The 22713-nt window shown below is 40.4% G+C and carries 17 protein-coding genes; 15 read left to right on the top strand and 2 right to left on the bottom strand.

Annotated features, from left to right (window positions below):
- Positions 1-56: 56 nt before the first annotated feature.
- Complete coding sequence (locus tag BLQ81_RS19905; RefSeq protein WP_092734210.1) at positions 57-659, top strand: LbetaH domain-containing protein; 603 nt, start codon at positions 57-59, stop codon at positions 657-659.
- An 8-nt stretch (positions 660-667) separates the two neighbouring features.
- Here BLQ81_RS19905 and BLQ81_RS19900 read toward each other — a convergent pair whose 3' ends face one another.
- Positions 668-1789, bottom strand: a complete 1122-nt coding sequence (locus BLQ81_RS19900; protein ID WP_092734207.1) for a PAS domain-containing sensor histidine kinase — start codon at positions 1787-1789, stop codon at positions 668-670.
- Between the two features lie 230 nt (positions 1790-2019).
- Between BLQ81_RS19900 and BLQ81_RS19895 the strand changes: the two genes are divergently transcribed.
- The 3 genes from BLQ81_RS19895 to BLQ81_RS19885 all read left to right on the top strand — a co-directional run bounded on the left by BLQ81_RS19895 (position 2020) and on the right by BLQ81_RS19885 (position 4419).
- Positions 2020-2721: a LytR/AlgR family response regulator transcription factor gene (locus BLQ81_RS19895; protein WP_092734252.1), complete on the top strand. Its 702-nt coding sequence runs from the start codon at positions 2020-2022 to the stop codon at positions 2719-2721.
- 275 nt (positions 2722-2996) lie between these two features.
- A complete protein-coding gene (locus tag BLQ81_RS19890; protein ID WP_092734204.1) occupies positions 2997-3413 on the top strand; it encodes a response regulator in 417 nt (138 codons plus the stop codon).
- 34 nt (positions 3414-3447) lie between these two features.
- Complete coding sequence (locus BLQ81_RS19885) at positions 3448-4419, top strand: metallophosphoesterase family protein (RefSeq protein ID WP_092734201.1); 972 nt, start codon at positions 3448-3450, stop codon at positions 4417-4419.
- 1 nt (position 4420) lies between these two features.
- Here BLQ81_RS19885 and BLQ81_RS19880 read toward each other — a convergent pair whose 3' ends face one another.
- Positions 4421-5344: a DMT family transporter gene (locus BLQ81_RS19880; RefSeq protein ID WP_092734198.1), complete on the bottom strand. Its 924-nt coding sequence runs from the start codon at positions 5342-5344 to the stop codon at positions 4421-4423.
- Between the two features lie 119 nt (positions 5345-5463).
- Between BLQ81_RS19880 and BLQ81_RS19875 the strand changes: the two genes are divergently transcribed.
- From BLQ81_RS19875 to BLQ81_RS19830, 11 genes are all read left to right on the top strand, one after another.
- Entirely contained in the window at positions 5464-5952 is a 489-nt protein-coding gene (locus BLQ81_RS19875; protein WP_092734249.1) for a GNAT family N-acetyltransferase, read from the top strand.
- 154 nt (positions 5953-6106) lie between these two features.
- Positions 6107-7891 carry a 3-keto-disaccharide hydrolase gene (locus BLQ81_RS19870; protein ID WP_092734195.1) on the top strand — a complete coding sequence of 595 codons (1785 nt, stop codon included), beginning with the start codon at positions 6107-6109 and terminating at the stop codon, positions 7889-7891.
- A 21-nt stretch (positions 7892-7912) separates the two neighbouring features.
- Positions 7913-9841, top strand: coding sequence for a c-type cytochrome (locus BLQ81_RS19865; protein WP_092734192.1), 1929 nt, complete (start codon positions 7913-7915; stop codon positions 9839-9841).
- Positions 9842-9990: 149 nt separating this feature from the next.
- Positions 9991-11163 (top strand): tyrosine-type recombinase/integrase, encoded by a 1173-nt coding sequence (locus BLQ81_RS19860; RefSeq protein WP_092734189.1) that lies wholly within the window; start codon positions 9991-9993, stop codon positions 11161-11163.
- Positions 11164-11361: 198 nt separating this feature from the next.
- The gene (locus tag BLQ81_RS19855; protein ID WP_092734186.1) at positions 11362-13788 is read left to right on the top strand and encodes an Hsp70 family protein; all 2427 of its coding nucleotides are present in this window, start codon (positions 11362-11364) and stop codon (positions 13786-13788) included.
- 12 nt (positions 13789-13800) lie between these two features.
- Entirely contained in the window at positions 13801-14973 is a 1173-nt protein-coding gene (locus tag BLQ81_RS19850; RefSeq protein ID WP_092734183.1) for a 3'-5' exonuclease, read from the top strand.
- A gap of 2 nt (positions 14974-14975) precedes the next feature.
- Complete coding sequence (locus BLQ81_RS19845; protein ID WP_092734180.1) at positions 14976-16640, top strand: hypothetical protein; 1665 nt, start codon at positions 14976-14978, stop codon at positions 16638-16640.
- A gap of 417 nt (positions 16641-17057) precedes the next feature.
- Positions 17058-20210 carry a type ISP restriction/modification enzyme gene (locus BLQ81_RS19840; protein ID WP_092734177.1) on the top strand — a complete coding sequence of 1051 codons (3153 nt, stop codon included), beginning with the start codon at positions 17058-17060 and terminating at the stop codon, positions 20208-20210.
- Positions 20210-21544, top strand: coding sequence for a HEPN domain-containing protein (locus BLQ81_RS19835; protein WP_092734174.1), 1335 nt, complete (start codon positions 20210-20212; stop codon positions 21542-21544). The genes BLQ81_RS19840 and BLQ81_RS19835 overlap by 1 nt, the downstream gene beginning before the upstream one ends.
- 5 nt (positions 21545-21549) lie before the next feature.
- Complete coding sequence (locus tag BLQ81_RS22115; protein WP_139183686.1) at positions 21550-21804, top strand: hypothetical protein; 255 nt, start codon at positions 21550-21552, stop codon at positions 21802-21804.
- 277 nt (positions 21805-22081) lie between these two features.
- Positions 22082-22621, top strand: coding sequence for a DUF6557 family protein (locus tag BLQ81_RS19830; RefSeq protein ID WP_092734171.1), 540 nt, complete (start codon positions 22082-22084; stop codon positions 22619-22621).
- The last annotated feature ends 92 nt before the right edge of the window (positions 22622-22713 follow it).

Below are 22713 nucleotides of genomic sequence, written 5' to 3'. Positions count from 1 at the left end.
TTTCAACCATATATTGCTAAATTTTAGTATAATGATTTTTAACAAATGATCCATATATGAATCTGATTATTGCGGGAGCAAATAAATTGGGCGAATACATAGCAAATAACTTTTCACAATTTCGACTCCGGCATGAATTGCTTGGATTTGTTGACGATAATCCCAAGTTACATGGAAAAGAGTTTGCAGGGCATCCTGTTTTGGGGTCGATAGAGGCTGTGTTGGCCCATGAAAAAATCGCTCTGGTATTGGCTGTTCAGAGTCCTTCCGAAAAAATCGAAATCGTGCGGAGGTTGCTTTATCACCCCTCCATAGATTTCCCCAACTTGTTTTCCAGTGATTCATGGATCTCCCGGGATTGTATTTTTGGAAAAGGGAATCTGATATTGGAAGGCAGTCTAATTAATTTTGGGACCATGATTGGAAACTTTAATCTGATCGGGGAAAATTGTTCGATTGGACATGAATCTGTCATCAGCAACTATTGCTATTTGGATCAAGCTGTAAATTTTGGTGGCTACAGTTTTTTGGAGGATGAAGGTAAAATCGGAAAAGAAGTAACGATTTCACATGGTGTCAGAATCGGGCGGGATTGTGAAATAGCTTCAGGGGTACGAGTGGATGAGGATCTTCCCCCCGAATCCCGGGTTAAAAAGTAAGTCCTTTACTATTTGACAGGGAATGAAACATAAAACGTCGATCCCATTCCTGCTTTACTGGCAAACCAGATTTCCCCGTTTAATTTTTTTGTCAATTCCTTGACAATATTTAATCCCAAGCCTGTCCCCTTGATATTTCCTACATTTTTTGCCCTGTAGAATGATCCAAAAATATGCTCCTGGTCTTCTTTTGGAATTCCCATGCCATAATCCTTGACGGTAACTTCAAAGTAATTTCCACGGAATACCAGGTGAACTTCCGGTTCTAATGCATTCTCGGAGTATTTCAGCGCATTCAAAATAAGGTTTCTGAAAATATGGGTCAATAGACTTGGGTCTGACTGAATGATTTTATCCGCTTCCGGCCCAGAATAGTTAACTCTTCGCCGCTCAAGATTTTCATGATTGATAACATCCACTACTTCCTTAAGAAAACTGGAAATTTGGATTTTTTTCCGCAGGATTTTAGTGTCGATTTGGATACTTTTTTCCAACAGGAGTACGTCGCTGGTGATGTTTGTCAGGCGGTTTGTCTGTGCTATTATTTTTTTAAGGTGATTTTGAATTCTTTCTTTAATCTCCGGGCCAAAGTCTTTCTGCAAAAGAATTTCTATCAGCATGGTACTGCTGAGAATCGTGGCAAGCGGTGTTCTGAACTCATGCGAAGCCATGGATACAAACCTGGACTTGAGTTGATTCAATTCCTTCTCTTTGAATGCTGTGTCTTTAAATTTCTTCAGGGATAGTTCACGGTCTGTGACATCCTTTCCGATGGCAAAAATTGCCTGAATAGTACCCGCTGCGGTGTAGATCGGCTTAAACTGAAATTCAATCAGATATTTTTGTTTGGTAATTGAGGTGATCAAAGGAATCACCATTTTCTGATTGGGTTTCATCAGCGGCAGGGAGGGGAAATTTTCCATTACGCTGTTGATTTTTTTTCCGATAAAATCTGAAACTTCAATTTCGAGCATGCTCTCCAGCGATTGAGAAACATATTCCAAGACCATTTCGGAATCTGTCAAAATCAAAATATCCTCAGAGTTTTCAACAAACAACTGAAGAATCTCTTCCTCAGTGATTCCGGAGGATATGATTTTCTTTATTGAATTTTTGGAAGAGGTATTCAAAATATGGGAATATGAAGGATTAAGAAGAAAGAAAATAGGACAAATTACAACGACTCCGGTGGTAATTTAACAGCTCAGCCTTGGCTATCGATTCGAAATTAGGCTGCTTGAGTTTGTTTCCAAAATCAGCGTAGTACCGTACGTTTACTTTTGTCTGCACCTTGATTGCATTTGTTAATCATTCGCTTATCAAACCTGAAATTCTTGGCACAAGTTCTTTAAATTGGATCATGAAAAAAATACTGATTGTCGAAGACGAAGAAGAACTTGCCCACAACATCAGTGAAATTCTTTCCAATTTGGATTATAGAGTAGCTGCAATAGTAGACAATGCCAAAAGTGCACTAGACTTTTTGGAAGAATATGAAGTGGACCTCGTATTGATGGATATTTTGATCCATGGAGATTTGGATGGGATAGATTTGGCCTACAAGATTCGTGAAAAGTATAATCTCCCGATTGTATTCAGTACTGCCTATTCAGGGACGGAATATTTGGAGCGGATATCTTCGGAAATCCATGAGGGATATTTACTGAAGCCATTTACCCTGGACAGCCTAAAAACAGCTGTTTTCTTTGGTTTGAAGCGTCATATGGAAAAATCGGGAAAAGAAAAAAAGCCAAAAGGCTCGCTGAAAATCATGGATAAGGGATACCTCGTGCCCGTCCCGCATTCGGAGATTGTGTACTTAAAGGCCGACGGACTCTACACCAAGGTATATACCAAAGCCAAATCCTACATCGTGCGGGATATTTTAAAAGGCTTCGAAGAAAAATTACCCCCGGCGCAATTTCTCAGAGTTCACAAGTCCTTCTTGGTCAATACGGCTTACATCGCATCATTCAATGCCAAAAAGGTAAACTTGGGAGAAACGAGTATTCCAATCCGTCGGGGATTGTACAAGGAATTAATCGAAAAATTGAATGTGTAATGCTAGCTATGTGATAAAATACTTAATTATGGGTAAATAAAGCATTTTATAATCCTTGAAATGCCCATGATCCCGTAGGTACGGGATCACACAGGGGAATGATTATAAAGGGCATTCCATGTGACAGCTAAAAAACAAATTATAAACAGATGAAATGCCCATGATCCCGTAGGTACGGGATCACACAGGGGAATGATTATAAAGGGCATTCCATGTGACAGCTAAAAAACAAATTATAAACACATGAAATCATTATTCGGATAAAATTGGAAGTTATGAAGAAGTTTAAAGTGTTGATGATTGAGGATAACCCGGGGGATGTGCTTTTGACATCAGAAGCACTCAAAGAAAGTAAATTTGTGGTGGACATTGAGGTCGTTAATAATGGGAAAGAGGGTGTTGACTTTTTGTTCCAAAGAGGTGATTTTCAAACTAGTATCCGTCCCGACTTGGTCTTGCTGGATATCAATTTGCCACTCAAAACCGGACATCAGGTACTCCAAGAAATCAAGGCAAATCCTTCCACTCGGGATATTCCGGTGATCATGCTCACGACCTCTTCTATTCAAGATGATATTTTGACAAGCTACCAAGAGCAGGCGAGCTGTTACATTGTAAAGCCTTCTGAAGCACACCAATACCTGGAGTTTATTCAGGTATTTGATAGGTTCTGCGGGACTTTGGCTGATTGATTTTAGACTTTTGTCTTTTGACACCATTCCACTGATGGGACTAGCTTCAAGAAGAGATTTTTTAAAGACAAGCGCGCTTTCAGTATTCAGCATGGCTATCCCTGAGCCAGTCTTGGGTCTTTTTTCCGGGCGGGAAAAAATAAAATTGGGACTTATTTCCGATCTGCATGCAGATATAATCCACGACGGAGAATTGAGACTGCAAGCCTTTTTGATGGAGATGCAAAAAGAAAAAACCAATGCGCTGATTCAAATGGGTGATTTCGCAATTCCAAAATCCGAAAATTCCCAACTCATCCTCAGATTCAATTCTGCAAATCCCATATCATTCCATGTGCTCGGAAACCATGATATGGATGAGGGATTTACCAAAGAAGAGGTGGCAAAAGCCTATGGGATGCCGGCACTTTACTATGCGGTAGACCTTGTGTCCATCAAAATGATTGTATTGGACGGAAATGATCCGGACTCTGTAAATAAACGGGGTGGATACGATTCTTACATCGGTCCAAGCCAACAAGCTTGGCTTCTGCAGGAACTGGAAATGGCTGATAAGCCGGTATTGATTGTTTCTCACCAGCCCATCGCCGGAATTTACACCATCGACAACGCACTTGAAATCCAGGAAATCCTGAGCCGATTTGCTTCAAAGATCCTACTCGCCATCAACGGACACGCCCATGTGGATCAGCACGTTTTGCTAGGGGGAGTGAATTATCTGCACATCAATTCCGCCTCCTATTATTGGGTGGGGGAGAAATTGGCGCACGAAAGTCTTTCGGCAGAGATTCATCAAACTAATCCTTCGCTCAAGTTTACTTGCCCTTATTTGGATCCGCTTTTTGCCTTGTTGACTATTGATCCTAAGCTTGGAAAAATTTCCGTTCAAGGCCGAAAATCAAAATGGATAGGCCCATCCCCATTGGAATTGGGGTATTCGATCCTGAATGAAGCGGAACAGCAGCGCTTTGTAAACCCAAAAATCAGTAATCGAAAGATCGATTGAACTAGGCGGGTTTGGGCTCTTTGTTTTTTGTCCCCAAAGTAAGCAATACAACCGTCAGCAGAATGAACAGCGTCCCCAGCCAGTCCATCGGTCCAAAGTAGATCCCCAGCCAAACCACTGCTACTCCGGCGGCAGCCAAAGGTTCGACACTGCAGAGTAAGCTTGCGGTGGTTGCTCCGATGATTGTAACGGATTTCAGAAAAAAGTAAAAGGCAAGTACGCTTCCAAAAAGAATAATGTATGCAAAAGCCAAAGTGGCTTCCATATCCCAAATTCCCTGCATTTCCCAAGGCTGAGTAAAGGGGGAAAATGCAATTCCTCCAACGAGCATTCCCCAGCCGGTGATGGTGGCCGGTGAATAGGTGCGGAGTAAGCCTACAGGCTGAATGGTGTAAAATGCCAAAGCAACAGCTGACAAAAATCCCCAAAATAATGCGGCCTCGGAAATCACCAGGGTGTCAAATGAACCATGCGTCACCAACAGGAAGATCCCGACTAAGGCCAAGGCTAATGATGCATATTCCACAAAAATCGGCCAGCGTCTGTGCTTGATGGCATAAAATGCGACGACAAATAAGGGTCCCGTGTATTGCAAAACCGTGGCTGTGGCCGCATTGGAAAGGGAAATGCTGTAAAAATACGTGTATTGGACCGCTACCATTCCCAAAATGCTAAACAGGAGCAACTTGATCACGTCCATCGGCTTTTTCCAGATCCGGAAGGTGTCGGGATCTTTTTTGCTCATGGAAAACAGCACCAAAATGAATCCAGCCAGCAGCATTCTCCAGCAGACCAGCCACCCGGGATCGAAGCCTTTCTGCTCAAAAAGAAACTGCGCACAAGTCCCCGAAATCCCCCAAAATATGGCCGAACCGACAGCCATGATCAAGCCGGGAATTTTCTGATATTTGGTAGGTATGGACATGGTGGGTGGAGGCGGTCAATAGATTTGCGAAGATATTGGCTATTTTTAGATTTCAGTTTCGCTATGGCGAAAATCAACTTTTATCATTCCCCCCAAGAGTTGGAGTAAAGCACCTTAATATGACCTTGAATTTTAGACTTGCGTCTCCCTCAGATTCGGAATCACTTTGGGAAATCATCGAACCGATCATCCGGGAGGGGAGTACGTATGTTTTTTATCCTGATTCCTCCCGGGAGAAAATGTTGGGATACTGGATGGATGCCGACAAGGTAACGTATGTGGCTGAAGTGAATGGGGAGCTGGTAGGGACATTTTACCTCAAAGCCAATCAAGAGGATCGGGGATCCCATGTCGTGAATGCCGGCTATATGGTATCTCCACTAGTTGCCGGCAGAGGAATCGGTAAAGCCATGGCTGAATTTTCCTTTTTGGAAGCTAAGCGAATGGGCTTCCATGCTATGCAGTTTAACTATGTGCTGAAAAGCAATATCGCGGCAGTCAGGCTATGGCAAAAGCTCGGATTTGAGCTCGTCGGAGAGATTCCGGAGGCTTTTTCCCATCCAAAAACAGGCCTGAGCAGTGTCTTGGTCATGTACCGGAAGCTTTGAAAAATGAGACTCAAGAAGCTAGATACAAGAAGCCAGACAAGGGTTGAACCTCCCAACTCCCCAACTCCCAACCTCCTACTTTCCTGAAATTTCCTTTGTAGCTCTGATCATTCGGAGTTAATTTCCACTTTCAATTCCTAATTCTTAAATCCTTATGCTCTCAAACCAAAAACCCGTTTGGATGGGTGTGGCCCTGATTTTTTCGGTCCTGTCTGTTCAAGCTCAAACCAAGCTTCAGCTTTCTTCCTTTGAAAACAACAGGGGAAGTTGGTCTGAAGTAGCCAAAGTATGGGCAGATCCGCTACAACCCAATCAGGTACTGCTTTCTGAAGGAAAAGGAAGCATCATCCTCAACGCCCCAGATAAGAAAAAACCCGGAACTGACATCGTCTCCAGGGAAAAATTCGGAGATGCCGAAGTGACCCTGGTTTACATGATGGCTCCCGGCTCCAACTCCGGCCTGTACCTGCAGGGGCAATACGAAATCCAACTGCTCGACAGCTGGTCCAGAGCAGAAGTGAAAGCCGGAGACAACGGCGGTATTTATGAGCGTTGGGACGAAAGCAAGCCCGATGGGCAAAAGGGCTATCAAGGCTATGCTCCCCGTCAAAACGCCAGCAAGGCTCCTGGAGTTTGGCAGACTTTGAACGTGCAATTCAAAGCACCGAGATTTTCCCCGTCAGGAGACAAAATAGAAAATGCACGGATCGTGTCTGCTACCTTGAATGGGGTGACAATCCACGAGAATGTGGAGCTTTTTGGACCGACAAGAGGAGCTATGTCAGGAGGAGAAGTGGCAGAAGGGCCGATTCGGATCCAGGGAGATCACGGGCCGATAGCCATCAAGTCTCTGGAAGTAAAGCCATTTGACAGGCCTGCGCCTGAATTTAAGTCGATTTCCTATCAAGTCTTCCCTGGCTCTTATACTGAATTACCTAATGAAAGTACCCTGAAAGCTTCCTCTTCAGGAAAAATCGCGAGTTTTGATGAGTTTGTCGCAGGACTGTCCACTTCCTCACTGAGCAAATTTGATGGGACGATCTCCGTGCAAAAAGCCGGAAATTACACCTTCCGAATGGCCGTGCCAAGCAATGGACTGGGCGCCATTCAGATTGGGGATGCTTCAGAGCCCATGCAGCTGAGGCAGGGAATGATCCTCGCTGCAAAAGCACTTCAGCCGGGAGAAGTTCCCTTTGTGATTTGGGTTTCCAAGCCCACTGACTGGACAGCGCAGGGATTTTACCTGACCGCAAATTCAGACGCGATGTGGCAAAAGACCTACAGCGAACCTGCCGGAATGGATTTTTGGGCGAGCGATCCGATCCTGGTGGACACCCGCGAGACTCCAGTTCTTCGCTCATTTATCGAGTTGCCCAACAGGCAGAAAGTTTCGCACGGCATATCGGTTTCCTCCAAGTCGGGTTCGCATTTCTCCTATGATCTGAATACCAATCAGCTACTCCGGGTCTGGAGAGGGGGATTCCTCGATGCGACTCCGATGTGGAATGACCGCGGAAACGGAGTTTCTAGACCCTTGGGAGCCGTTACCGATTTGAGTCTGAATACCCCATTGCTTCATAACCCTGATTTTAGCCCGGTTTCCAAGGAATGGCAGGCCAAAGGCTATCAGGTTTTGGGAGATGGTGGGCTGAGTTTTTCCTCCAAATCCGCTGATGGAATGGAGTTGAAAGATCAGATTCAGGTGAAAGCTGACGGAAAGGGAATTGATCGCAGCGTGTCGCTTTCGGGAAATTCCGCACCGATGATGATCCGTGTGGCACCAGGAAAAATTCTTACTCCTGTTTCTGACACCTTGTACTGGATCGAGGACTCCGGACTTTTTCTCCAGGTGAAAGCCTCCGGGCAAAAACCTCAAGTGGGTGCAGAGGGGATCTTTTTACCCATCACCTCGGCCTTGAATTATAGTCTCCTGTTTTAATTTTTATAAGAAAGAAAAGATATGTTTCGGTTGAATTATAAGTTGAAATCATTGACACTGAGTGCGATCGCACTGGGAATGAGCCTTTCTTTGATTGCTCAGGAGTCACCCAAAGAAGAGGACTTTTTCAAAATCCTCAAAGTACCCGCACCGGAAGGTGCCTTGTTGGAAGTCGGCGGACTGGCCATGCTTCCCAACGGAAGTTTGGGCGTATCTACGCGTAGGGGGGATGTATTTATCGTGGACAATCCCACTTCCCAGCGGCCCTATTTCCGGAAGTTTGCCTCGGGCCTGCACGAAATCCTCGGACTGGCTTACCACGAGGGATCGCTCTACATGGTGCAGCGGGGGGAATTGACCCGGCTGACCGATCTGAATTCTGATGGCAAAGCGGATTGGTATGAGACAGTGGCAAGCTGGCCACTATCCGCCCACTACCATGAGTACAGCTTTGGGCCCAAAATCACCCCTGACGGTGCATTTATCGTCACGACCAATGTCGCCTTTGGCGATCAGGAATGGTGGAGAGGGGAGAGTCGTGTTCCCTACAGAGGATGGACCCTGAAGATCTATCCTGACGGCAAGATAGAACCCTATGCCACCGGCATGCGCTCTCCCGCAGGTCCGGGAGTCCTGAACGGAGAAGTGTTCTACACCGAAAACCAGGGCGACTACATGGGTTCGGGCGGATTGTGGCATTTGGAAAAGGGGGACTTTTCCGGTCATCCTGCCGGACTCAGCTGGTCAGAATTGCCCAATTCCCCGGTGAAGATGACCACGGCCCAGTTTAATGCGGTCGTCGATCCGATGAAAAATAAGGATGCAAACGACCGTTTTATCAAGCCTGAAAACGAGGTAAATGCCTCCTTTATCACCCTGGCTGAAGCCAAGAAACTCCTTCCTTCCATCAAGCTTCCGGCAGTGTGGTTGCCTCACGGGATCCACGGCATTTCCAATTCCGAGCCGATTGTGATTCCTGAGGGCTATTGGGGGCCTTTTGGAGGTCAGATTCTGGTCGGGGATCAGGGCCAAAGCAAGATCATGCGGATCATGCTGGAGAAGGTGAATGGAGTGTATCAAGGCGCATCGATAGATTTCCGAAGCGGTTTCCAGTCCGGAGTTTTGCGGATGGTATTTGCAGAGGATCAATCACTTTTTGTAGGCGAAACCAACCGTGGTTGGGGTTCGGCCGGAGATGCCAATGAAGGCTTGCAGCGCCTGGTTTGGAACCGGGAGGCGCCGTTTGAAATGCGCACAGTCAAAGCAAAGCCGGATGGTTTTGAGATCGAGTTTACCAAGCCGGTGGATAAGAAGTCAGCGGAGGATTTGACTTCCTATATGATTTCCAGCTTTACCTATAAGTATTTTCCAGTGTATGGAAGTCCGCCTGTGAAGGCCGGGGAGCATGAGATCTTGGGTGTGGAAGTGTCCGAAGACGGGAGAAAAGTGCGGGTAGCCATCAGTGATCCACAGCAGTATCACGTCCACCGCATCAGCCTATTGGGCATTCGCGAAGCGGTCAATTCCCATGAATTAGTTCATACAGACGCGTATTACACATTGAATGAGATCCCTTCCGGAGACAAAATGCTGATCAAGCCCAAGCCTGTAGTGGCCGCAGCTTCTGCGGCAAAGTCACCACCTGCCCCACCAAAAGCAGCCGCCACGCCAGCCAAACCTGCTGCTCCGGCCATTCCCACCGAAACTGAAATCAAGGCACTGCTGACCAAAAACACCTGCACGGCCTGTCATCAGAAAGACAAGAAGCAGGTGGGTCCGGCCTATGTGGATGTGGCTAAGCGGAACTATACCCCTGAGAAAATCGTGGAGCTGATCTACAATCCCAAGCCGGAAAACTGGCCGGATTATGCGACACCGATGGCCCCGATGCCTCAGGTACCTCGGGAGGAAGCCCTGAAGATTGCCAGATGGATTAATTCATTGAAGTAAAAAGAAAAAAACCGGAGTGATCGCTTCGGTTTTTTTTTCGGGGTAGGTGGAAAGGGGTGCTTTTCCGATAACAAACGACAACAAACGACTACAATCGCTTAACAACCGATTAGTGATTTTTCTTTTTCTAACTAGGCTGAAAAAAGAAAATGGAACAGGTCATATTGTACATTCCGGCCCCAAAATCAGGAAGATTTAAAGTATTTATCCCTTATGCACTTAAATCCGAGCGGGAGGCCTTTAAAAAGTTAAATACCAGTTTTTACCACGCCTCCCAAAAACTATGGAGCATGGTCAATACCCCGGAAAATATCCAGCGGGTACAGGCACTCTTTGGCGAAAAGCTGAAGATGGATCAAAGGGAACAGGTTCAAGATTCTCAACCCACGTTTTCATTATCCGAACAAAGTCAGTTGGCTATGGATGAACTCCGGCAGAAACTCACGCTTAAGGCCTACAGTCCTTCGACGATAAGCAATTATGCCACTGCTTTTGCCAAGTTTCTTCGTTTCTTCGATCAGCGTGAACTTACATCCATCACCAAGGAGGAGATAGAGGGTTTTGTTTATCACCAGATCAGCAAGTATAAAATCTCTGAATCTGCGCAAAATAGTCTAATCAATGCCGTTAAGGCCTATTATGAACACGTATTAGGCAAACCCAGAGAATACTATGAAATCCAGCGACCCAAGGCTTCCCAAGTGCTGCCAAATGTTCTTAGCAAGGAGGAAATAGCCGGGATAATTCAGGCTACTTCTAACCTGAAGCATCGGACGATACTGCTGACCATCTACAGTGCCGGACTCAGAATCAGTGAGGCTATTCGGCTTCGCGTCAGGGATATTCACTCCGATGAAGGCTATTTGTTTATCAAAGGATCCAAAAACAAAAAAGACCGCAAGACTGTGCTATCGCCTGTTTTGTTGACTGAGCTGAGGTGCTATTATCGGGCGTATAAACCCTCCTATTGGCTTTTTGAAGGGCAGGAGGGAGGTCAGTACTCCACCAAAAGTATTCAGAATATTTTCCGGGCAGCCATACAGAAAAGCGGCGCAAATCCCTGGGCGACAGTGCATACGCTGCGTCACAGTTTTGCGACCCATTTATTACAAAACGGCACAAATCTCCGGATAATCCAGGTTCTGCTTGGCCACTCCAGCAGTAAGACTACAGAGATTTACAGTCATGTGTTGGCAGTTTCCAACAAAAATGTGGTTTCACCCCTTGATCAAATCACCGAATTGCTTAATTTGAGACCAGAAACAGCCAAGAAATCCACTCCGCACACAACGGATATACACGACACCACAAAGTGGAGTTAGATTTATTGGGATGTTACCGGTCATGCTAAAAGACGACAGTGCAACAATTAAACGAAAAGACAAATGAACATAAAAGTCAACGCTTTAGCAAAATCAAAAGAGCTGCAACCCATCGCACAGGCCGACACAGTTGCAGCACATTTGCTTTTGCCCAACCGCACAGCTAACAATACAATGACAGACAAAATTTAGAATTACATGGCGACCGACATAAATATAAAAAGCTTATTTCCAGCATTAAGAAATACTCAAGTTGCTCGACCTGCGACAGACATTTTTAATACATCATTTATTGGAATCGACTTTGGAACTTCAACAACGGTTGTTTCAATTGCTACAATTGACAAAGGGACAAAGGAAATTAGCACTAAACCAATTTGGCTTAATCAAAAATTAGATGATGGTGCAATAATGTCATCAGAAAAAATCCCAACTGTAATAGCTTGGTATAATAATCAGCTTTTGGTTGGTAAAGGAGCAGCCGACTTGAAATATCAGCTTAAAAAGGGGGTAAATGTTTGGTATTCTTTCAAAATGGAACTTGGAGAAGATTTAGGCTCCAAATATTACAATAGCGAACTTGATAGAAATAGTAGCTCTCCTATTCTCAACCCAAAAGACGCAGCGAAAGTCTTCTTTCAATATCTCAAAGCACAAATAGACAGATATATCAGGACAAACAATTTGCCGACAAACATGCAGTTTGCGGTAAGTATACCCGCTTCATTTGAAGCAAATCAACGTAAAGAACTAATCTTCGCTTTAGAACAAAATGGAATTTCCATCAACAAACAATCTCTCATTGATGAGCCAAACGCAGCGTTTTTGAGCTATGTTCAAGTTTCATCAAGTGAAAATAATCCTTTGACTTTACCAGAAGGAGATAATCCCAAGGTTTTAGTATTTGATTTTGGTGCAGGAACTTGTGATGTTTCAATTCTTGAATTAGGCAAAGACTTAAATGGCATTTATTCAAAGAATCTTTCCATATCGAAATTTGAAAAACTTGGCGGTGATGATATTGACAGACTTATAGCTATTGATTTTCTTTTTCCGCAATTGCTAAAGGAAAGCGGAAAATCTCATGAAGACTTTAGAACCCCCGAAAAAAATCGAATAGTAACTCAATTGCTTAAACCAGCTGAGCAACTGAAAATAATGATTTGTGAGAACATTTCTTTAAAAATGAGTAACCGCATTCTGCCCAACGAATCTATAAGTAAGGATTATGTTTCGGTTGGCAACAGAGTAGAAATTGATACTAGGAAAGGATTATTAACTCTCTCAGAACCTAAGCTGTCATATGCTGAATTTAACGAAGCTATGAAGGCATTCTTAAAATCAACTTCCCTAGTTCCATACCGAACAAAGAATGTGACAGATGAATTTGCAACAATTTTCAGTCCCATTCAAACAGCGTTAAAGAAAGCCTCTTTGTCCAAAGACGAAATTGATTATGTTCTTTTCATTGGTGGAAGTTCAAAAAACCCATACGTTCAGGCTGCATTAAAGGAACATTTCAAAGAATCTGAACTTTTGATACCGAGAGATTTGCAAACACACGTTTCTGCGGGAGCTTCAATTCATTCTTTAATTTACAATGGCTTCAATAAAAATATTATACAGCCAATTACCAGTGAGCCATTCCTTGTAATCACCAAAGACGAGACACCAAAAGTAATTCTCAAAGCAGGAACGCACATTCCTTGCGACCTTATTGTTATTGATGACTTAGTCACCAGTCAGGATGGCCAGCAAGCTATTGAACTTCCAATATGCCTTGGCAACGTTAATAAGCTACTTTACAATATTAAAATAGTTAGTAGCAGTTCAAGTGGATTTAAGCGAAATACACCAGTAAAACTTGAATTAGAAATTACGACAGACAAGTTGTTGCTTGCCAGGGCTACTTCAATTGGGCAATCTGTTATGGTGGAGCCGATAAATCCATTTGCAAATAAAGAACTGACAACCGAACAAAGAATAGTCCTCAAAGCAGAAAGGCAAGCAAACATTGAAGCTGAACAAAATGGCGGAAAACCCACAAAAGCAGGACTTGAAGCACTTTATAAAGCATATGAAAAGGTTGGAAATGATTTAAGAGCAGCTGAAACTCTAGAGCTTTTAAATGAAATATACCCTAGCATTCACAACTATAATCAAATAGGTGTCCTATTTTCTAGTGCAGGTTATGACGAAAAAGCTCTTGAATATTACGAATTAGCGTATCAAAAGGATAAGGATGCTACAACAGCATTCAACTACGCCTACAAACTAAAAAGCAAGGATAAAGCGAAATTTAAAGAAATATTAGAAGAGTCTCTACGATTAGAACCGGATAAACCTCATAGTCTATATGAACTCGGGAAACTCCTTAAAAGAGAGCAAGACCCAAAAGGAAAAGAGATGATTCAAAAAGCATTTGAAAGTTGGAAAAGAAAATTTGAATCCAACCGAATGAGTGAAAGCGATTACAGTTGGCTCTCGTCTGCCGCAGATGAATTGGGAATGAGAGATTTTGCTCAACAAGTGAGAGATTCGAAACCAAAATTCAACGGAGAGAAATTATATAATTCAGAAAACCTAACAATAACTTCAAGAGAAGAAGGAATTATCAAAAAATAAAATTAGAAAACTATGGCATGGATGATAAGAGAAGACCAACTAGACCCTGACCAAAGGGAATTTATAAATGTTGAGTCTAAGAAGTCGGGAAATATTTGGGTTAAAGGATTTGCAGGTAGTGGTAAATCCGTCTTATTGATTCATTCTCTAAAGAATGTATTACAAAAGGAACCAAATGCTAGAATTGCTGTGGTTGTTTACACCCATTCTTTAATTGACATGTTTAAGACAGGAATGAAAGAGCTTAACATTCCCAGTTCAATTCCAGTAATGACTTATATAGAGTTCTGCGATAAAAACTCACAAAGCTTTGATTACATATTTTGTGATGAAGTTCAAGACTTACCAAGTCGTGTTCTATACGCAATGAACAATAGGTCAAGAAAAGTTATTGTTGCAGGAGACTCTAACCAATCAATTTACGATACTGATCCAAGATGGAATGAGCCAGTTGTAAATCCAAGTCAGGTTGGTGACATAATTAATGCAAGGGCATTTTCGTTAAACATGATTCATCGATTAACCAGAAGTATTATTGCAGCAGTTCAAAAAATACTTCCTTCAATGAACATTTGGGGAGCAAAGCGTGACCTTACTAAACAAGACGTAAATATCCGATTATGCGAAGCATCTAGCGAAACTGAAGAAGTAAAATACATTTACCAAGAAGCTCAAAAGGGTGCAAATGTTGGTGATACTTCAGTCATATTACTTCCAACGCTAAACATGATTTCAAAATTTGCAAACCAAGTATTATCAGCAAACAATAAACCTCAATGGAACGAAAAGAAAAATACTTGGGGTAAACCTGATTATGGGGATTTGAATAGACACTTAAGAAGTAATGGAATCAAAATACAATTTATAGGGAGTGGCTATGGATCATTAAGTGACGCAGAAAAAAACAAGGAAGCTATTCTTATGAGCTATCATAGCTCTAAAGGATTAGATTTTGACAATGTATTCTTGCCATATCTAAATAACAGTTTCTATTTACATCCTAGCAATGCTAATACCCTTTTCATGGTAGCCATGACAAGAAGTCGTAAAAACCTTTACTTGACATATTTTGGCTATACTCATGATTTGGTTGACAAGTTCAAAGGGGAATGCACAGAAATTTCCATTTCAGATATTTTGAATCAGCGAACATCAACACGTTCCAATAACAACTTTGACTTTTAACAATGAAGCATTTCTTATCCATACTCTTAAGGAATCAATTTAATCTGTTCTACAGATTTGGATATACATATATTCCAAAATGCCAGCTATTAGAATTTGACGGAGTAATTAACGAATCAACAAAGGAAGAATTAATAAAACTGTTTTCCGAAACAACACCATTCGAATGGGAAGAAGAGTATTTGATAATTCAATTCGATAAAAATGGATTAGTTGAAGGTGAAGTATTCCATTTCCAAATTCAGGATGTCGTTAAGATATATCCGCTTTCAGCTCAAGCGAAATCATCCATAGAAACTAAAATTGATCCAAGAATAAAATTAGAAAGGCCTGTTTTCGAAAACATACTACCTAAAGTTGAACAAACAATTGAAAAGCATGAACTTGAAAAAGCAATTCAAGCTCTTTGGAACGTTTGTGATATTGAAGATGATTTAAATAAATATCTCTCGAATATTGGTTTGGACAATATATTTAGCGGACTTGAAAGAAGAAAAAAAGGAACTAAGGCCAGCCAAATAAAGGACGGAAATTATTGGGAGTATGTCCTTGCTTATGACAGATTCGATTACTTTCCTAATTCGACTTTGGGTTATTTTTTTGATGCAGGTCAGATATTTGCCAATACTAAAGGATTACCATCGTTTGAAGGAAGTGTATTACACAAATTCTTGCAAGACATAAATAGCTCAAAACCTGAAATAAAAATTAAAGAAACTGTAAAGTTACTTGAGACAGAAGAGCAAGGGAAGAAATACGTTTTGCAAACAACTATAAACGAACAACTACAGTATCTTATCACCCCACTTTATTTGATGTTAAAGGACGAAATCCGAAAAGCGGAAGACATCAAAAGCACAAACCTCTTTAAACACCTTAAAACATTAAAGGAGTTTGGAGCCAGTTTTAATTATGCTATTATTTTATTGGGTGCATTTTTTGGTTTTAAGAAATTCTATGATGCTTACTATGACAATCTTAACCTACGTTTTTATAAATCATACCAACCTGTAAAGGATAAGAAAGAAGAACCAGAAAAAATTGATTCTAAAAATCAAACAGAATCTAACGAGTCGACTTCATCAAAAGAAGAACCTGTATCTGATGAGAATCAAGGGCTTGAAGATAAACCAAAAACCGAAGACCATACTATAGCAGCAGATCTACAAGAATTGAAAGTGGAACCTGTAATCCAAGATCAACCTTTGAATGACCAACAAACATTCGAAGAAATACCTGCATCGACAGAACCTATTGTAACTGAAGTTGCGACAAAACCCGAAGAGCAGAAGATTGGAATAAATGACAATAATGATTCTGAACCCAAAGAAAATATCGAATCAAAAACAGAAGATGAGATTTTGCCGACAGATGATATAAAAAGCGAAGTATCTGAAAATCCGATTGAACATCTTAAAAAATCAAATTCAGATACCGAAACAGTCATAAGACTCAAAAATATTATCAACGAGTTACTGACGGATAAAGCTGAAATGAAGCTTACGGATATGGGCGATAAGATAAAAGAAATTACAGGTCAAAAGATAACAAATACAATTATCAAAAACGTAATCAAATCAATGGACAATGTAGAGATTGTGCCTAAAAAGAAACCAGAAACAGCTAGAAAAACAATCATGCAAGACCTTTTTAATAAGCAGGTTTAACTACTGCATTTGGTGGCACATTTGCAAAACCGCACAAGCCCAAAGCTAAAGCCAAGTTTTGCAAAAGAGCCACCAAGCCAACGCACACAGACACTGCAACATGGACAGACAACAACACGACAGAAAAGAAGCACGAACCGGTAACAGGCGTTTGGCTCAATGGCGGGTGACGTGGTTAATTGAACATTCTACCTCGCATCAACATTTGTGGTGTATTGACAGTTTTGTGCTCCGAAATCCGCCACTGCGCCAAGCGCCAAAACGTTATCGCTCAGTGTAAAAAGCCGACCGCACAAACAGCACATTTGGTTTTTGCCGACACACGAGCCAACGCTGAAAAAACCAAAAGAGCTGTTTTTTGCCAACGCACGGACAGAAAAAACTAACTTTGGACTGAAAAATTTGAGAACAAAATAAATGACATTAGACCAATATATTGACAATATAAATAGAAGGTACACACTCGGAAACGCAACCGAACATACTTTTCGTGGAGACTTACAACAACTTTTAGAAAGTTTAGTGCCGACAATCAGAGCGACCAACGAACCGAAAAGACAAAGTTGCGGAGCACCTGACTATATTTTGACCAAAAAAGATATTCCAGTTGGGTTTATTGAAGCTAAAGACATTGGCGACAAAGACCTTGACGGAACAAAGAAAACAGGAAACAAAGAACAATTTGACCGCTACAAGGCTTCCTTAAATAACTTGCTTTTCACGGACTATTTGAGTTTTCATTTGTACCGAGACGGAGAATTTATAACTAAAATTTCAATCGGAGAAATAACAGAAAAGGGAATCAAACCTTTGACTGAAAACTTTGCAAGTTTTGAAAATCTAATAAAAGACTTTTCCTCTCACGTTGGACAGACAATAAAAAGCAGTAAAAAATTAGCAGAAATGATGGCGGGCAAAGCCCGCCTTCTTTCTGATGTTATTGGTAAAGCTCTGACAAGTGATGAAATAAACCACGAAGACAGTACATTGAAAGACCAAATGACGGCTTTCAAAGATATTTTGATTCACGACATTACACCGCAAGGTTTTGCTGATGTTTACGCTCAAACCATTGCTTACGGAATGTTTGCGGCTCGTTTACACGACCCTACTTTGGGAACTTTTAGCCGACAAGAAGCGGCTGAATTAATTCCAAAATCAAATCCGTTTTTGAGAAAACTGTTTGGCTACATAGCCGGACCAGACATTGACGACCGTATAAAATGGATTGTAGATAGTTTGACAGATATTTTCTTGGCTTGCAATGTTGAAGAAATTTTGAAGAACTATGGAAAGTCAACAAAAATGGAAGACCCAATTATTCATTTTTACGAAACTTTCCTAAGTGAATATGACCCGAAATTGCGTAAAGCTCGTGGAGTTTGGTACACACCGCAACCTGTTGTAAATTTCATTGTTCGTGCTGTTGACGACATTCTAAAAACCGAATTTGATTTGCCTCAAGGTTTAGCCGATACAAGCAAAACAAAAATCAAAGTTGATGTTCAAGGCAAAAAAGTAGAACAAGAAGTTCACAAAGTGCAAATACTTGACCCAGCCACAGGAACAGGAACTTTTCTTGCAGAAGTGGTAAAACACATTCATAAAAAATTTCAAGGACAACAAGGCATTTGGAGCAATTATGTAGAAACTCATTTGTTGCCACGCTTGAACGGTTTTGAGTTGCTAATGGCAAGTTATGCAATGGCACATTTAAAATTAGATTTGCTATTAACCGAAACAGGCTACAAACCTACCACAAACCAAAGATTTAGAGTTTATCTGACCAACAGTTTAGAAGAACATCACCAAGACACAGGAACTTTATTTGCCAATTGGTTAAGCACTGAAGCAAACGAAGCGAACCATATCAAACGAGATACGCCTGTAATGTGTGTTATTGGAAATCCCCCGTATAGCGGAGAAAGTGCCAACAAAGGCGAATGGATTATGAAATTGATGGAAGATTACAAAAAAGAGCCAGGCGGAAAAGAAAAACTTAAAGAACAAAATTCAAAATTCATCAATGACGATTATGTAAAGTTTTTGCGATACGGTCAGCATTTTATAGAAAAAAACGGAAGTGGCGTTTTAGCATTCATCAACCCACACGGATTTTTAGACAACCCTACTTTTCGTGGAATGCGTTGGCATTTATTAAAAACGTATGACAAAATTTATACGATAGATTTACACGGAAACGCCAAGAAAAAAGAAACTGCCCCAGACGGCTCTGCAGACGTAAATGTCTTTGATATTGAACAAGGCGTTTCAATCAATTTTTTCATAAAGACAGGCAAGAAAAAACCAAACGAATTAGGCAAAGTTTATCATTTTGACCTTTATGGCAAACGTGATTTAAAGTATGATTTTCTAATCGAAAACAGTCTGAAATCAACACCATACAATGAATTAAAATTATCCGAACCTAATTTCTTTTTCAAAATGAAAGATTATGAAGAAGAAAATATTTACAATAAAGGTTTTTCAATTCCTGAACTTTTCCCATTAAACTCTTTAGGCTTACTTACCAAAAGAGATAATCTTGCCGTAGATTTTAACTCAAAGGATTTAGTAACGAAAATTGAGTATTTCTTAGATGAAAACAAAACAGTCGAAGAAGTATGTAAATATTATGGTTTAGTTGTTAAGGATAAAGACAAATGGGATGCTACTCAAACAAGAGCAAATGTTCCAAATTCTGAATTAAAAGAACAAGTAAGAGATTTTCAGTACCGTCCTTTTGACAATAGAAAAGTTTTTTACAATCCATATTTTGTTGCTCGTCCAAACACTAAAGTCTTAGGACATTTCATAAAAGAAAATGTTGGATTAATTATTTGCAGACAAGGGCAAGCAGTAGGTGGAGAAGAATGGAATGTTGTGTTCACTTGTAAATATCTTGCAGACCAAAATATTTATCGAAGAGGTGGAGGAACAATATTCCCACTTTATCTATATCCCGACAATTCAGGTCAACAAATAATTGAACAAACAACAGAAAGACAGCCAAATCTAAATGCTGAAATTGTTAATCAACTTGCTTTAAAAATTGGCTTGACTTTCACAAATGAAAAGCAAAATACCGAAAACACTTTTGCTCCAGTTGATATTGTAGATTATATCTATGCGGTTTTGCATTCACCAACTTATAGAGAGAAATACAAAGAATTTTTAAAAACAGACTTTCCAAAAATCCCTTATCCACAAAATGCTGATACTTTTTGGCAATTGGTAAAATTGGGTGGAGAAATACGCCAAATTCATTTATTGGAAAGTTCAGTAGTTGAGAATTATATAACTCAATATCCAATAGACGGAGACAATGTTGTAGGCAAAACGAAATACGAAAACGGAAAAGTTTACATCAACGAAACCCAATATTTTGATAATGTTCCGCAAATAGCTTGGGAGTTTTACATTGGTGGCTATCAACCAGCCCAAAAATGGCTCAAAGACCGAAAAGACCGCAAATTAGAGTTTGACGACATTTTGCACTATCAGAAAATTATTGTGGCTCTTTCGGAAACTGATAGGTTGATGAAAGAGATTGATAAAATTGAAATTTAATGATTGATGAACTAAATAAAGAAGCATTTGAATTAATAACCTTAGTGGTTACTAAACCAAAAGAAATTCCTCAAGAACGCACTGAGTTAGTTGGTTCTTCAAAAGAAAGGGGATTTAATGATTGGTCTGATAAAGTTGTCGGTGCAATGGTAGAAAGAACGACTGACCATATAGGTAACACAGTCGAAATTTTTTTAGTTGATGAAAAGGGCAGTTATGGTTTTGATAAAATACAATATGCAAAATTCAACAAACTTATTCAGAATCTTCACTCCACAGAACAGCTAAATCTAAAGGTTTCATTAAAATTTATTGAAGCAGAATCATTTAATTGGGTTGTTGAAGTTTACAAGAAACAACAAGCAGATAGTAGTCTTTATGATTATCTTTTAACAAAATCATACGCAGAAGTAAAGCCACATACTTTTTATTTCCCTATCCTAAACCTTGAAATTGAAAAATCCTTTAAAATTGGAAATGTGGAGTTTACTTATTTTACAAAAGAATATTTTGACGATTTATATCTGAAGCTAAAAGCAAAAGACGACTCATATACAGAAGAAACATTTCAACAGATATTTAGAAGAGATTTTCAAGGTCAAGTGCTTGCAAAAGTAACCGTAACAGCAGAAAGAGAGAAAGCAGAAGAAATTGCCAAACAAGATTCAGAAATTGCAATTGATGTCTTAAAACTTTATAGTGAATCAGCAATTGTACCTGAAAGAAAAACAATGTTTGACCTTAACTATAAATTAGGTTATCAAGTACAATCCAATTTTCTTACACAAAAGCCCAATGAAAGTGAAAGTTTAGCGATTAGCATTCAATTCAACAACCATCCTTTAAATGTCACAGAAAGACTTTATCAATCAGCTTATCAAAGTGGTTTAAAAATATTTTCAGATTACATTTCTCAAAGAAAGTCGGATGAACTTCACGAAATAATAATCCAATCAATACATTTATTTGGCTCGGCTATATCAAATTGGGATTTGCATTTAAGATGTGTGAATTTGATTACAATTTTGGAAAGTATTTTTCTAAAAGCAGATGAATCCAATGATATGGAGCGTAAGACAAAAGCGAGACTTGCCAAAGCATTAACCAACCAACATCAAGAGAAAGAGCGATTAAAGACAATTTTTTCAAATATCTATCAGGTAAGACATAAAATGATTCATAAAGCCAGAAGGATTGAAATTAATACTAAGGAATTATCAGAAGCACAAATGAATATGGTAAATCTATTTCTTAGACTTATTGAGTTAAATTCTAAATTCGGATTTAAAGACAAAGAAACATTAATAGAAAAATTAAACGAAATAAAAAGCTAAATACAATGCCAACGCTTCACAGCCACACACATTGCCAAGTCGCACCAGCCCAATCACAAGCCAAAACTTGGCAAAGAGTGTGTCTGTCCAACCGCACGACCAAAACATCCGACAAACCAACGGACGAAAAAGAACACCGAAGCGATAACATCACCTATACGCAAGCAGGGGTTTCGAGCTTCGTAGGACAGGAAAGTACTATATTTGAAGTTCAGCTCTTCTTAGGAAGTTCAGTGGTTAAAATCCCTGCCTGCGTATAGCTGAGAACCGTTAGCTGCAACCTTACGACACGACACTCAGACGGCTTGACAGAGTAACAATTAGACGTTGAATGACTGTCCCCTTTCGTTTTTTTTTGCAGACTTTGACGTAGGTTTTTAGAGTTGTGCTTTTTCATTTTGTTCGGTTTCGGGGGACAGTAAATCAACGTCTTACGGACTTAGTTAAACGATTTGACAATCATATCGCAAGACAACAACTAACATTTCGCAAAACGAAAAAAATATTTTTTAAATTTGAATACTTACAGATAGCAAAATGAAATTGCACGACTTAGTAAAATCATACAATTGGCTTAGTGTTGAGCTGACTTTGCTACGACTGTATCCTGACCAAGAGAAAATGCTTGACGAATACAGAAATGTGTTTGAAAAATTAAAAATTACTGAACCAGCAGAATATGACGAATTAGAAATAATATTAACTGAATACGACAGCGACCCAAACTTTGAAACCGACCAAGAAACATACGTTGACGTTTCAGGACAGAAAAAAATTCCAGACCCAAACGCAATTACAAACGGTTACGCAATAGAGTTTTTAGAGTGGGACAAATGGCTCGGAATGGACTTGGCGACAGAGACAACTAAAAATTTTTCAGACTTAGAAATAATAGCTCATTGCCTTTACGAAATGACTTTCATTGACTATGACGAAGAAGCAATTCAAGAACAATTTAAATCACTAAATGACAGAGTAGAAGAATATAAACAGCTAACAGACGAAGAAAGGGAACAAAAAACAATTTCGCTTGACGAACTTAAAAGACGACTTGATGAAAAGAAAGGCAGCAGCTAACAACTAAGCTTTCGTTGCGTGCGGAGCACGAACAATGAAAGCACTGTTGCACGAAACCGGTGAGGTTCTTATGGGGATTGAGTCGGAAATTT

Source organism: Algoriphagus alkaliphilus (assembly GCF_900103735.1).
Classification (GTDB): domain Bacteria; phylum Bacteroidota; class Bacteroidia; order Cytophagales; family Cyclobacteriaceae; genus Algoriphagus; species Algoriphagus alkaliphilus.
This window is presented reverse-complemented; position numbering and strand designations above follow the sequence as displayed.